Genomic DNA, 14,788 nt, shown 5'->3' with positions numbered 1-14,788 from the left:
CTTATGAAAAATCTAATCTTATCCTTATTAATCATTTGCAGTTTAAAAGGTTATACAAAAAATATTGTATTTGATAAGTCTATTGTGATTAACAGCCGTATAACGGTTGACAATCCTATCAGAATTAACAATTCTATTGTCGTTAACAATCCCCTGGAACTGAAGACGGCAGTTTCAAAAGCCGGGCCAGGCGATGTTATCTTATTAAAAGATAAAGAATGGTCAAATGCAGCAATGCAACTCAACGGAAAAGGTACGGCAGCGCAACCTGTAATCATTATGCCCGAAACACCCGGAGGCGTTATTTTCACCGGACAGTCCTATTTACAATTAAGTGGTGAATACCTGGTGGTTAAAGATTTACATTTCAAAAACGGATATACACCCAAAAGAGAGGTTATCTCCTTTAGAACCAGCGAAACGCTGTTAGCTAATCATTGCAGAGTTACGGGGACCGTTATTGAAAACTATAGTCAGCCGGAAAGGTTCAGATCTGATACATGGGTTACATTTTATGGAAAAAACAACCGGATAGATCATTCTACTTTTGTTGATAAGTTAAACCTTGGCCCTGTAATCATAGCAGAGCTTAATGATGAACGCAGTCAGCAAAATGATCATTTGATAGACAGTAATTACTTCAAAGGCAGATCCAGACTGGGCGCTAATGGAGGCGAAACCATCAGAATTGGCGTATCACGTTATTCATTAATGGCCTCCAGAACTACAATAGCGCACAATTTCTTTGAGCGTTGTAATGGAGAGGTAGAAATCGTATCCATCAAATCTGGTGAAAACCGGGTCTGCTTTAATACTTTTTTTGAATGCGAAGGTGGACTGGTATTGAGACATGGATCGGATAATGTAGTAGAAGGGAATTTCTTTATGGGGAATAATAAACCTTTCACTGGTGGAGTAAGAGTAATCAATCCGCGTCAAAAAGTATTTAATAATGTTTTCTATCAATTACAGGGCACAAATTTCAGGGCTCCCCTTTCTGTATTGAATGGTGTTCCCAACTCATTGATCAACCGGTACTATCAGGTCAAGGATGCATGGATCGAACGAAATACATTCGTGGATTGTTCAAATATCCTTTTTGGTGCCGGTAAAGATGCAGAACGAACGCTGGCACCGGAAAATGTACAGTTCAAAAAGAACCTGATCGCTACTTCAAGAGAAGAAATTTATACAGATGCCAATAATGATCAGGGAATTATCTTTTCTGAGAATGGCCTGGTTAATTCTGATCAAAAAACACCTGCTGATACTTATCAACGGAAAGTACCGGATGGTTTTGTTAAAGCTAAAACAGATTCCTATAAAATCAACGGTATAACACTACCGTATAGCAGATTATATGGCGCAGACCTGAAAAACCTAAAAGTCATTACACCAGAAAAAACTGGTGCTGCCTGGTATCATCCGGAAACAAAGAAAGCATGGAGAAAACCAAAAAGTACTTTCTTAAAAGCTTCTCAGAGCCCGTTACTGGCCGTAACACTTAAAGAGGCATTGGCTGGTGACACGATCGTATTCACTGAGACTGGCTTTTATCCATTAAAAGAAGAACTGATCATTACTAAAACCCTTGTACTGATGGCAGCAAAAAGTTTAAAGAGCAGGCCCATTTTTGTAAATGCCTCCTTCAAATCTCTGCCTGCATTTATTACTTTGGAGAATGGTGGTAATCTGACTGTAAAAGGTATCGCCTTTAAGGGTAATTATGAAAGTTTCGCTAATGCAGATGCCGGCATCAGATCTACAGATAAACCGATGAATAAACCTTATAAACTAACCATAGATGATTGCGAGTTTTTCGCCTACAATGAAAGCACAAACAGTGGTTTTTCAGGTTCAAAGAGTACGCTTGCCGATAGTCTGATCGTCAGAAATTCTATCTTTCATCACCTCTCCGGTAGCGGGATTGACCTTTCGGCAGAGAAAGATGATAAAGGGATCTATAATGCGGAATATACATTGATCACCAATTGTGTCTTTACAAATTTAATGGGTACAGCAATTAATATTTACCGGGGAGGAAATGATGAAAGCACTTTAGGCCCATTCGTAAAAATTGATCACTGTACTTTTAATGAAGTCGAAAACAGAGAACAGGGATCAGCAGTAAAATTAATTGGTGCACAACAGGTTTCTATCCTCAATAGTAATTTCTCGTCTTCCGGCCAGGGAGGCAGAGCAATTTTCTTCCAGGAATACAGATGGGATAATATTGTTGTTGACCATTGCAATTTCTATAAATCCGGAAAAGTAGAATCTTTTTACCAGCAGGTTTTAGGAAACCATATCTATCAAATCAAACCTGAATATACTGATTTGAAAAAACTTAACCTTGAATGGGCAGGATCTGCCCCTGCCTCAGCAGATCAATTCAAGATCGGTGTGTTTAGTCAGGGCAGCAAAACGCAGATAAATTAATACGCTGGCAGCAGCATAAAAATACCAGTAAAAAACAGATAACTATGTTAAAAAAAGTCCTGTGTTTTGGAGAATTGTTGTTAAGAATATGCCCTGACCCTAAAGGCAATTGGCTAAATTCAAATCATGTACCCGCTTATATTGGAGGTGCAGAACTGAATGTTGCTACTGCGCTTGCCCTATGGAATATCCCTTCGGCCTATTTAACGGCACTACCAGAAAATGAAATGAGCAGGCAAATCAAGACTTATCTGGAAGAAAAACGAATAGATACCACTCGTTTTTGCTATGAAGGTGACCGGACCGGACTTTACTATCTGGCTATGGGTACAGACATGAAAAACGCAGAAGTCATTTATGACCGTAAACATTCTTCTTTTGCCGGGCTTAGAAAAAACACTATAAACTGGGAACAGGTTTTTGAAGGGATTGGCTGGTTTCATTTCTCGGCAATTTGTCCGGCCATTAATGAAGAAGTTGCTGAAGTCTGTAAAGAAGCATTACTTATGGCAGAAAAGTTAGGCATCAGTATTTCCCTCGATCTGAACTACAGAGAAAAGCTTTGGAAATACGGGAAACCTCCTGTAGCGATTATGAAAAATCTTGCTGTTCATTGCCGCCTGATCATGGGTAATATATGGGCAGCAGAATTAATGCTGGGTATACCAAAAGCCGGCAACTTTATGCTCAAACACAAAGAATTCTGTTTACAGCAGGCAGAGAAAACTTCCAAAGCTATACAACATTATTTCCCGGCATGTGAAGCCGTTGCCAATACTTTCAGGTTTGACCGGGGCGAAGGAATTCAATACTATACCACGCTGTATACCGATAACAACCTGCATAGCTCCCGGGAATATAACGCCAAAAAAGTAATCAATAAGGTAGGTAGTGGAGATTGTTATATGGCAGGCCTGATTTATGGCTTTCATCAAAATCATTCTGCACAGGAAATTGTAGAATTTGCAACCGCTGCTGCTTATTATAAATTATTTACACCCGGTGATTCCACAGCTATGAATGCGGATCAAATCACCTCACGTTTAAATCAACTCCTATGAAACAACCTATTATCGATACCCTTTTAGCGGGTAAATTACTTCCTTTATTTTACGAAGACAGTGCCGAAACAAGCATTGACATCTTAAGAACCTTGTACAGAGCAGGGATTAGAATTGTAGAATATACGAACCGTGGTCAGCATGCACTTCACAATTTCAAGCAATTAAAAGCCTTACAGGTTACAGAAATGCCCGGCTTGTATTTAGGGACAGGCACTATTAAATCAGCAAAAGAAGCCGCCGATTTCATTACCGTTGGGGCTGATTTTATTGTATCTCCGATTGTCAATCCGGCAGTTGCAGGATTATGTGATCAGCACAATATACTTTGGATACCGGGCTGTATGACGCCCACAGAAATTTATACCGCACAGCAATTTAACGCACCTGTGATTAAGTTGTTCCCTGCAAATATTCTTGGCCCGGGTTTTATTTCGTCCATCAGAGAATTATTCAAAGACCAGCTGTTCATTCCTACCGGAGGTGTAGAAATAGCAGAAGAAAACCTGGAAGAATGGTTCCAGGCCGGTGTATGTGCAGTCGGTATAGGCTCTAAACTGATTACAAAAGAAATTGTGCTCAACAGAAATTACCATGAATTGCATCTGCAAGCCAAAAGAGCATTGCAGATGATAGAAAAAATATATCTACAACCTTTGAAAATCTAGATCCTGAAAATCATAACTGAAATCAATGCCTGGAGAAATCCCTCTCATTTTAATGCTTTGTGCTTTCCCTTCTTCATCCAGGCTGAAGATTGCGAAAGCATCTGCATTCAGGTCGGGATACTCCCATTTAATGGCAAAAGAATTAGCGTTATAAAAAGACATCGGCCCGGAAAGTTTAGGTGACCGGTAAGATTTAAACCAAAGCTGTTTGCCTTTCAGCGAAACTTCTGCCTTGCCAAACCATTTATCAGTATAAACTCCAATATAAGCCGCCGGATCAATCTTTTTCTGACTGGAAGCAATTACCTTTTTCCAAACATCATTGGTGACCCCATCTTCATGCATTTTATTACTTTCTACATCACTGTAAATTTTATCAATCCAATGATTATCATCCAATCCCATATAACTGTCTTCAATAGTTTTACTAACTGCTGAGAATAAATAATTTCCACCATCTGAATTAGTTAATACAACTATACCAAGGTTAAGGTCAGGAAACAAGCTGACTGAAGAAAGCATTCCGGGTAATCCTCCGGTATGAGAAACATGAAAGTTGCCCTTCATATCATTTAAAAACCATCCAAGGCCGTATCCCCCAAAATGAGTTTGATAACGCGGATCGTCATTAAAACCGGTTACAGTATGGATAGTCCACATTTGTTGCTGACTGTCTTTTGAAAAAAGATGCTGCTCCAATTGAGCCCCATATTTTCCTTTATTCAGCTGCATCAGCATCCATTTACACAGATCAGCGGAAGTTGCATAAATTCCCCCCGGAGCTCCATTGATCTGGTCTCCAAAATTCTCTATCTGTTTAAGCTTTCCAAATTTATCTGCATGTGGCATAGCCAGATGACTTTTATCTTTCATCAATGCTAAAGAAGCGTAACTATGCTCCATCTTCAAAGGTATAAGGATACGGTTTTGAACAAAGTCTTCCCAGCTCATCCCGCTAATCTTTGCAATGACCTCTCCTGCTACATAATACAAAAGATTATCGTAATCAAACCGCGTTCTGAAATCGGAAACAGGTTTAAAATATTGAAAACCTGACAATACATCCTTAATCGTAAAGTCAGATCCATTGGGAAAAAACATGAGATCCCCCGCCCCAAGACCTAAACCACTCCGATGAGTCAGTAAATCCTGGATAGTAAAATTCTCTGTTACATAATCGTTGTACATTTTAAATCCGGGCAAAATATCCTTAACTTTAGTTTCCCAGTACAACTTTCTTTCCTCTACTAATATGGAAAGGGCTGCTGTGGTAAAAGCTTTAGTATTAGAGGCAATGGCAAACTGGGTATTTCCATCTACCTTTTCTTTGGTAATAATAGATTTAACACCATAACCTTTAGTATATACAATCTTACCATCCTTTACAATTCCAATCGAGACACCAGTTACATTAAATTTCTTCATCGAATTTTCTACCAGAGAATCCACTTTTCCGGCCGGAATCTGTGCTTTGGATACCTGGTTATATACAACAACTGAAAAGAGAAGAAGCGCAATTTTAAAACGGGGTTTGTTCATTTGATAAATTAGTTTTTAAGCTATGACGATAAAAGCCACTATGGATATAATTACATCCATAGTGGCTTTTAAATATACGATATAAATTCTCTTACTATTTAGCCGCTGCTTTCATTTTTTGCAGTTTTTCTTCAGTATGCGGAGAATATTTAATAGCTGAATCCTCGGTGAATTCTTTTTCAAGTATCCCTTTATAATGTGAAAAGGCTCTGAAACCTGCTTCTCCATGATAATTACCCAGGCCGCTTGCACCTACCCCTCCGAAAGGAAGATTTCCATTCGAGATATGCATAATCGCCTCATTGATACAACCTCCACCGAAAGAAATTTCTCCAAGCACCTTTTTCTGAATGCTTTCATCTTTCGTAAATACATATAACGCTAAAGGTTTCGGTCTGTCCTTAATTTCTCTGATCACAGTATCCAGATCATCAAAGGTTAAAACAGCCATGATTGGCCCGAAGATTTCGTCTTTCATCACCTGATCATCCCAGGTCACCCCACGTAAAACTGTCGGTTCAATAAAACGTTCATCCACGTTAAAATTACCACCAACATAAACCTTATCGGAATTAATCAATCCTGATACACGTTCTGCATTACGCTCATTAATGATTTTCACGAAATTGCCATTCTCCAATTTGTAATCAGCTTTTTCAATCTCTCTGGCAACTTTTTGTAAGAACTCTTCTTCAATACTTTGATGTACATACACATAATCAGGCGCAATACAAGTTTGTCCTGAATTCAGATATTTTGCCCATACCAATCTTCTAACAGTAACATCAAGATCGCTGTCCGGCATAATAATCACCGGGCTTTTACCCCCCAATTCAAGGACAACCGGAGTCAGGTTCTTAGCTGCTGCCTGGTAAACAATCCTGCCGACAGGAACACTTCCGGTGAAAAATATAATATCAAATTTTTGATCTAGTAAAGCAGTTGTTTCATCAATACCGCCCTCAACCACATGAAAATATTGTTCTTCAAAATTCTCATTGATCAATTTAGCCATAATTGCGCTGCAATTTACAGTCAGCTCACTAGGCTTCAGGATCACGGTACACCCCGCAGCAATTGCAGCAACAACAGGTGCTAAGGAAAGCTGGTAAGGATAATTCCATGGGCCAATGACCAGGCTCACGCCTAAAGGTTCTGGAACCTGATAACTTTTAGCAGGTGCATTTCTGGCATCAGTAGCCACAGGTTTAATTGCTGACCATTGTTCAAGGTCTCTGATTGCAATTTTGATTTCTTCGTAAACCGTGGCAAATTCGGTTTGAAAGGTTTCAAAAGTAGATTTACCGTAATCTTTATATATAGCCTCTTCCAATAAGGCTTCATTGCTAACCAGCAATTGATATAGTTTGTTTAATTGTTCGATTCTGAAGCTAACAGCTTTGGTAGTATTGGTATTAAAGTAGGCTAATTGTGTTTTTACTAATTTTTCCATTGGGTATATCAATTTTATATACAAACGCATTTTATGCCATACTGTTCTGGAATTGGCCAAAATTTACAATAATTGTATAAAAAGAAGCGCCGTATCATCATTTGATAATACGGCGCTTCTAAAAAAGATATGATTAATTTTGAACGGTAGTTGTATTTCCACCTCTTCCTTTAGCATTAAAGGCTCTGAGTTTGATCACCCCTTTTTCCTTTATTGGACTGGTATATAATTTATCTTTAGCAGAAGGTTCTTTTCCATTGGTAGTATAGTAAATATTAAAACCAGGGAATTCTGTATTACCAGCGACCTCTCCATCAGTGACTTTTACGCCTACGGGTGGAATACGATAGTTCCAGCCGCCTTCATCTAATTTTGGGAATTCGATCAAACCAACCCTGGTCTTAAAGTCTGCATAACTATCCTCATAAGCAGCTTCAGATTTAGCAGGATCTTTTTCTAAAGCCCAGGCTGGATCTGCTGCCCATGCTCTTTCCGCAAAACCAACTAATCTTGGTAACAGCATAAATTCAAGTAACTCTGTATTTCTAATTTTCTCTGTCCATAAGGCCGCTTTTAAACCCAGAATATTGGATTTTCCATAATCAGTTAAACGATCCTTCCCAATAAATACAGATTTAGAAACCGGTTCCCCTTTATTATTCTCTTTTGCATTTTTGTAATAGTCATAAGGTATAAAAGAAAAGAGTTTTTCCATATTCACAAAACCAGCCCAGTAATGACCTGGCTCAGTTAGTGAACGGTTATAAGCCATATCCAGATAGAAATTGCTGGAACAGGTGAGCACTACTTTATAGCCGCCATTGGCTAAGCGGTAGGGCAAATCTTCTGTACCCCCGCCAATTACATTGTTCCAGACATCAAGCTGTACCGGATCGTTCGCAAATAAAGGATTAGGAACCATCAATTTTTTCCCGTCTAAATAGGTCTTCATCATGCCAAATTCTTCCCAGCCGGAAAGTACAATTCCTTTAGGTTTAAGTATGCTTTGTAATTTTGAAACATAATAGCTCCATAAGTCATCTGTAGATTTCATTTTTGCCTGTTTCACCAGTTCAAGGCACAATGGTGATTTTTCCCAGACACCCTGAGGGACTTCGTCTCCACCAAAATGAATAGTCTTTAAAGGAACATTAGCTTCACGGTACATGTCCTGTAGCGATTCAGTAACCTTATTCAGAAAGGTATAAACGGAAGGTAATGCTACACAAACAATATTGTCATTCCAATACTGGGCAGAACTGTAAACAGATTTATCATTGATATCACGCAACAGATATTGCTCAGCTTCAGCACGTTTTCCTTTGGCCATAAATCTGCTGTAACGCGTATCCATTGCTTTGATCGCGGCTCTGGCATGGCCAGGAGATTCTATTTCAGGAATTACCTGTATGTGTCTTTTTGCAGCATATTTTAAGATCTCTACGAAATCAGCCCTGCTGTAAAATGCTTTATTCAAAGTTTCCGTAGTATCCGGGCCGGAGCTATAGGTAGGTTGAAGAGACTTTTCATTTGTCAGTGAATGTCCTCTTTTTGCCCCTATTTCTGTTAATTCCGGAAGACCGGGAATAGCAATTCTCCAGGCTTCATCGTCAGTGATATGAAAATGAAACACATTCAGTTTATACAGCGCCATTAAATCAAGGATACGCAATATTTCTTTCTTAGGATGAAAGTTACGTGCCACATCAAGCATCAAGCCTCTGTACTTGAAACGTGGTGCATCTTTAATTACTACAGCGTTTACCAAAACACTTTTTGCACCTTTAGCCGGGCTATTAGCCAAAAGCAAAGATTTTAGTGATTGTAAACCGTAAAAGATGCCTTCTGCATTACCCGCCGATAAAGTGATGCCCTGCGCTGTAATTTCCAGCTGGTATCCACCTTCTGGTAAGTTGTTCTTAACCAGTTGAATGCTTCTCTCTTTTAAAGTACCAGAACCATTTACAGGCTTAATTTTAAACAGGTTGAACAGCTCATCTGACAGATAACCAGCTTCATTTTTAAATGCCGGATCGCTGAAAATTGCGGTTGCTGCATTTACGGAAAAGTTTCCGGGGCGAGCTTCATAAAATACTGGTGTAGGCAAAAGCTTGATTAAGGCCCTTTTATCCTTTGGGATAAATTTGCTGTTCCTGTTATAAGTATCTAAAGGAGAAACGGCATTCTTAAGATACTTTTCAACAGGTTCTACGTCATAATGCTCAATCTTAATGCCTTTATCCGGCTGATTGTCCCATACGATGTACAAACCTCCCGGCGCATCAGCAAAATTGACAATTTCATCAAGGGCAACAATGTCAAGGACTACAGAGTCACCTTTGTTGATGGTTTTAAAACCTTTACCCGGCCGGATACGAAAAAGATCACCATTAACCTGTTCAATGATCAGCTGATCAGAAGTCTTCACTTCTATTTCTTTCATAGAGTTGAAATAGAGACTCCAGTTAGCCGCTGGAAAAGGCTGTGCTGCTTTGTTTACAAAGGTCAGCAAGGAAAGGGATTGTTTGTTGCTATTCTGATGTTCTTTAAAGGTCCACTTGACGTGAAGATCTTTTACAGGGTAAGTAGTACCTCCTTTTTGTGCCATAGCTACAAGTGGAAGAAGGAAAGCAATTAGTAAACATTTTTTTAATCTCATTTGATAATTTAATTTGGGGAACTAAAAACGAACAATAACACACAAAATCCTTTGCAACGTATTATTGCCATCTTCGAAAGAGGTTATTTGTGAAACATTAATTGTTTCTTTATAAATTTATTATTTTATTGCTAATAATCTAATACACTGCTTAAATTTATATTATTATCAGCTAAAAATTAATAGCTTATAAGATCTCATTGCATTCCTCCCTAAATATTTTATAAATTGCATCGATTAATAAAGCAAGAAAAATGAAAACATGTGTTTTGACTCTGGGTATGGTTATGGGAATGATTTTTTTCGCTAAAGCGCAGAAAGCACCACCTACTCCATCAGAAATGACCGCTAAAAGTATAGAGGCCATGGACAAAAAGATTAAGATGAACCCAACTCAGAAAAATATAATTTACAATTATATGCTTGATTTGTTTAAAGAGCAGGCTGCCCTGACTAAGAAACAACAGACAGGTATGTATACTGAAGATGATATTTCTAAGTTTTACAGGATGCAGAATGAAACCACTAAAAATGTAAGAAACATTTTAAAAGGTGAACAGCAGACTCAATATGATCAATATTTAGAAGAAGTGCTGCGTGGTGGCAATAAGAAAAAGAAAAAAGGAAAACATGAAGAAGAGGAAGTAGTAACCGGCATAGACGGCTTAAAACTTCCTGTTGGCACTACTGCCGGTAATCCTTAGTTTTTATAGGTTATGACTGATAAAAAAGCTGCTTGTTGAATAACAAGCAGCTTTTTTTAGAGTTAAATTCTATTTGCTTTTACATCCTTCACACATCTAAAACCGATATGATTGGAAGCAGACCTGTAATCTCCTTTTCCTCTTGTCCCTACCATATAACGTGTGCAATACTGTTCTGTACATAAGAATGATCCCCCGCGTTGTACTTTCTTTTTTGCCTGAGGTTCGTCAGGATCATAAGAAGTAGCAGGGCCCAAAGGGTTTACAGTAGCCCTATGATCAGATAAAGAAATGTAGTAATCAGCCCTATACCAATCATTACACCATTCCCAGACATTTCCAGCCATATCATACAACCCGTAACCATTGGAAGGGAAGCTTTTAACGGGAGCTATACCTGCATAACCATCAGCAGCAGTATCCTTATCAGGAAACTCTCCTTCAAATATATTAGCCATCCATTTGCCTTTAGGTTTCAGCTCATTTCCCCAGGCATAAAGTTCTCCAGAAAGACCACCCCTTGCAGCATATTCCCACTCTGCTTCTGTAGGTAGCCTTTTGCCCGCCCATTTAGCATAAGCAGCGGCATCTTCCCAACACACCTGAACTACGGGATAATTAGCTTTGCCATTTATATTACTATTTCCACCTTCAGGATGTCTCCAATCTGCACCTTTCAAATATGACCACCACTGTAAATAATTATTTAAAGAGACGGACGCTTTGGGCGGAGTAAATACAAGGGAGCCCGCTACCAGATTTTCTGGTGGAACATTAGGAAATTCTTCTCTTGTTGGTTTTTGCTCCGCCACAGTAATATAACCAGTTGCTCTCACAAATTCTGCGAATTGCTGATTAGTTACTGGCGCTGTGTCCATATAAAAAGCGTTGACAATCACCCGGTGAACTGGCCTGGCATCATTCATTACTTCATGACCGCCTCCGTCCATTCCGACAGGATTTACCCCTCCCATACTAAATTCACCCCCGTTAATAAACTGCATTCCTGGTTGTATTTTGATTCCGGAAACTGGCCTATGAAAAACTGTTTGCCGAAATTCCTTTCCGCCACCCTGCATAAATAATACACTGTCTGCACTCTTAAATCCTGTTGGCCTGCACATAGCGGCTCCGTTTTCAGGAAAAGATTTCATTTGAAGCAAAGACACTTTTTTCACCTGCCGACCTTGCTCTTTTGATCCCTGTTGATCACCGTTATTTTTACAGGATACTAATGATAAAAACGCAGCTAAATAAAAAAAATCATACTTGGATCTCATCTGGCTTACTGTATTAAATCTGTTGCTGAATTATTCATGCTAATTGCTAATTTTTGACGATAAAAACCTTCTTAGACATGCTAAAAAGGTTTTTAAGTTAAACATTAAATTAATGAAAGTAGATTTGTTTAGCAGATTTTAATCCGCCAACTACTGCCACTAAGGTATCGACCTCAGCACAGGTATTGTAAAATGCTAAGGAAGGTCTGACTGTAGCTTCCAGTCCAAATCTTCTCAAAATAGGTTGTGCACAATGGTGACCAGAACGAACAGCAATACCTTCACGGCTTAATGCTTCGCCAACTTCGGCAGTGGTAAAGCCATCGAGCACAAATGACAATACACTCGTTTTATCCGGTGCCGTTCCAATCGGTCTTAGTCCCGGGATTTGTGCTAGTTTGTGACTGGCATAGTCCAGCAGGTAATGTTCATATTGATAAATATTGTCAATACCAATTTTTTGTACATAGTCAATAGCAGCGCCTAAACCTACAGCATCCGCAATATTCCCTGTCCCGGCTTCAAAACGTGCAGGAGCCTGGTGAAATTGAGTATGTTCAAAAGTGACATCCTGAATCATATTGCCCCCACCCTGATAAGGTTGGGTACTATTCAGTAAATCTTCTTTCCCATACAAGATCCCAATACCGGTAGGGCCAAAAACTTTATGTCCTGAAAATACAAACCAGTCGGCATCCAGCGCCTGAACATCTGTACGGATATGAGAAACTGACTGCGCTCCATCTGCAAGCACTTTAGCTCCGGCAGCATGTGCCATAGCTACAATCTGTTTTGCCGGGGTTATTGTCCCCAATGCATTGGAAACCAAAGTAAAGGAAACCAGTTTCGTCCTTGGATTAAGTAGTTTTGCATATTCATCCAGCAATAGCTGCCCATCATCATCTACCGGGATAACCCTGATCTTTAATCCTTTCTTTTTAGCCAGTAACTGCCATGGAACAATATTCGCATGATGCTCCAGGTGCGTCAGGATAATTTCATCGCCTTGCTGCAAATATTCATCTCCCCAGCTATTGGCAACCAGGTTAATCGCTTCGGTTGTTCCGCGGACAAATACAATCTCATTTGGAGAACGCGCATTGATAAAGCGCTGTACTTTTTGTCTTGCCCCTTCATAGGCATCCGTCGAACGGGCAGCAAGTTCATGCGCTGCACGATGAATGTTAGAGTTTTCGTGGGCGTAAAAATAGTTCAGCCGGTCAATGACCTGCTGTGGTTTTTGTGTAGTAGCCGCGTTATCAAGCCAGATCAGTGGTTTACCATTCACCTGTTCTGAAAGAATGGGAAAATCATTTCTGATGAGATTAACATTAAATGAGGGCTGAGATTTTCCGGTAATCACCCCATTTCCATAACGTCCGCTATTCTGGGTATCAGCTGAGGTGACAAATTGAATTCCTGAAGAAAAATAATAAGAGTTCTCACTTAAAATAGCGGAAGGATTAAAAGGTAATTGTGATGAAGGACTATAGGAACTAACCGATGCCAATACTTTCTGCAATTCCTTTTCATAGGGCTGATCTGCTTCAAAAGGTAACAGTGAACTGATATTAAATGGATTGTTAGCCTGTTTAGCGGTATTAAAATTCCCTGAAGGCCCCCCACTCCCGGCGGTAGACTTTGGAACATGTCCAAGTCCTAATCCGTTAGAATCCGGCAGACTGGTTTGCGGATCAGAAAGATCAATTGCATTCCCCTGGTAAATAGCCGAAGGCGAATGGGTAAATGTGCTGTTTTCCTGAATCTGATTATTGCTATGCGGAAGAAGCTCTGCTGAAGGCACATCTGCTGCATTGTAGTTTCCCGGTAATGCAGAAAAATACGCATTCGCCAGCTTTTCTAAGGCATGCACATCTGGTAATCCCTGCGGATCATTAATTGCATTACTCATAGCTTAATATTTGTATTCGTGATATTTATTGATTTCCACTTCTTCCAGTACTGCGATCGCATCATCTACTAAAACTGCTAATGAGCAGTATAAAGAAACCAGGTATGAGGCAATTGCTTTTTCATTGATCCCCATAAAACGTACTGATAATCCTGGTGATTGTTCTCCCGGCAGATCTGGCTGGTAAAGTCCAACTACCCCCTGACGGCTTTCTCCTGTACGGATCAGCAAGATTTTCGTTTTGTTGTTTTCAATCGGCACTTTATCAGAAGGGATAAGCGGAATCCCTCTCCAGGTAATAAATTGTGAGCCAAATAAAGAAACTGTGGGTGGTGGAACCCCTCTGCGGGTACATTCACGGCCAAATGCAGCAATAGCAAGCGGATGAAGCAAGAAAAACCCTGGTTCTTTCCATACTTTGGTAATCAGCTCATCCAGATCGTCCGGAGTTGGTGCACCACTGCGGGTAACAATGCGCTGCGAAGGAACAATACTATGCAGCAGACCGTATTCTTTGTTATTGATCAGCTCACTTTCCTGTCTTTCTTTAATCGCTTCGATAGTTAACCTTAACTGTTCGCTGATCTGGTTATAAGGCTTGCTGTACAAATCAGAAACCCTTGTATGTACGTCAAGTACCGTATTTACAGCACTTAAAAGATATTCACGAGGTTGTTCTACATAATCAACAAAGGTATTAGGCAATACGCGCTCATCTCTGTTGGAGCAATCCACATCTACAGACTCTCCTTCTTTCACCTTGTTGACTCTGTAAATACCTGATTCGACAGGATTCCAGCTCAGCAAGTGTGGTAACCATCTTGGTGTAATCCAGGGTGCCTGGGGTACGGTACGGGTTGCAATCGCTAGTGGCCTCGCTGCAACATCATTTAATGCTGTTTGTTGTGTGTTTTTAACTTGTCCTGCCATGTTTTATATAATTAACGGTTTTAGATTTTTCATTTCAAAGGGCTATTGATTGTTTCTTTTTCTAATCACAGAAGAAAGTCAACAGTCAGCAAAAACAGATTCCAGAAAGGAAAAGAGCATTAACAGGATGAATAGATACATCC

10 protein-coding genes are annotated in these 14,788 nt (G+C 39.7%); 4 read left to right on the top strand and 6 right to left on the bottom strand.

The features are described 5' to 3' along the window. Positions 1-3: 3 nt before the first annotated feature. The 3 genes from HDE70_RS07560 to HDE70_RS07550 are packed head-to-tail and all read left to right on the top strand — an operon-like array spanning position 4 to position 4,168. A complete protein-coding gene (locus HDE70_RS07560) occupies positions 4-2,439 on the top strand; it encodes a chondroitinase-B domain-containing protein (RefSeq protein ID WP_183889126.1) in 2,436 nt (811 codons plus the stop codon). A 44-nt stretch (positions 2,440-2,483) separates the two neighbouring features. Continuing rightward, positions 2,484-3,500, top strand: coding sequence for a sugar kinase (locus tag HDE70_RS07555; RefSeq protein WP_183889124.1), 1,017 nt, complete (start codon positions 2,484-2,486; stop codon positions 3,498-3,500). After that, positions 3,497-4,168, top strand: a complete 672-nt coding sequence (locus HDE70_RS07550) for a bifunctional 4-hydroxy-2-oxoglutarate aldolase/2-dehydro-3-deoxy-phosphogluconate aldolase (RefSeq protein ID WP_183889122.1) — start codon at positions 3,497-3,499, stop codon at positions 4,166-4,168. The genes HDE70_RS07555 and HDE70_RS07550 overlap by 4 nt, the downstream gene beginning before the upstream one ends. On the opposite strand, the gene HDE70_RS07545 is transcribed toward HDE70_RS07550, so the two are convergent. From HDE70_RS07545 to HDE70_RS07535, 3 genes are all read right to left on the bottom strand, one after another. Then, entirely contained in the window at positions 4,148-5,707 is a 1,560-nt protein-coding gene (locus HDE70_RS07545; RefSeq protein ID WP_183889120.1) for a serine hydrolase, read from the bottom strand. The genes HDE70_RS07550 and HDE70_RS07545 overlap by 21 nt on opposite strands. A gap of 94 nt (positions 5,708-5,801) precedes the next feature. Continuing rightward, positions 5,802-7,160 (bottom strand): aldehyde dehydrogenase, encoded by a 1,359-nt coding sequence (locus HDE70_RS07540; protein WP_183889118.1) that lies wholly within the window; start codon positions 7,158-7,160, stop codon positions 5,802-5,804. Between the two features lie 133 nt (positions 7,161-7,293). Next, positions 7,294-9,819, bottom strand: coding sequence for a family 20 glycosylhydrolase (locus HDE70_RS07535; RefSeq protein ID WP_183889116.1), 2,526 nt, complete (start codon positions 9,817-9,819; stop codon positions 7,294-7,296). Positions 9,820-10,073: 254 nt separating this feature from the next. On the opposite strand from HDE70_RS07535, the gene HDE70_RS07530 reads away from it, so the two are divergent. Beyond that, complete coding sequence (locus tag HDE70_RS07530) at positions 10,074-10,523, top strand: hypothetical protein (RefSeq protein ID WP_183889115.1); 450 nt, start codon at positions 10,074-10,076, stop codon at positions 10,521-10,523. A gap of 62 nt (positions 10,524-10,585) precedes the next feature. Here HDE70_RS07530 and HDE70_RS07525 read toward each other — a convergent pair whose 3' ends face one another. The 3 genes from HDE70_RS07525 to HDE70_RS07515 form a co-directional block, all read right to left on the bottom strand. Next, positions 10,586-11,677, bottom strand: coding sequence for a formylglycine-generating enzyme family protein (locus tag HDE70_RS07525; RefSeq protein WP_183889112.1), 1,092 nt, complete (start codon positions 11,675-11,677; stop codon positions 10,586-10,588). Between the two features lie 235 nt (positions 11,678-11,912). Next, complete coding sequence (locus tag HDE70_RS07520; RefSeq protein ID WP_183889110.1) at positions 11,913-13,715, bottom strand: family 2A encapsulin nanocompartment cargo protein cysteine desulfurase; 1,803 nt, start codon at positions 13,713-13,715, stop codon at positions 11,913-11,915. A 3-nt stretch (positions 13,716-13,718) separates the two neighbouring features. Next, a complete protein-coding gene (locus HDE70_RS07515) occupies positions 13,719-14,645 on the bottom strand; it encodes a family 2A encapsulin nanocompartment shell protein (RefSeq protein WP_111633217.1) in 927 nt (308 codons plus the stop codon). Positions 14,646-14,788 lie beyond the last annotated feature (143 nt).

It is taken from the genome of Pedobacter cryoconitis (assembly GCF_014200595.1).
Classification (GTDB): Bacteria; Bacteroidota; Bacteroidia; order Sphingobacteriales; family Sphingobacteriaceae; genus Pedobacter; species Pedobacter cryoconitis_C.
This window is presented reverse-complemented; position numbering and strand designations above follow the sequence as displayed.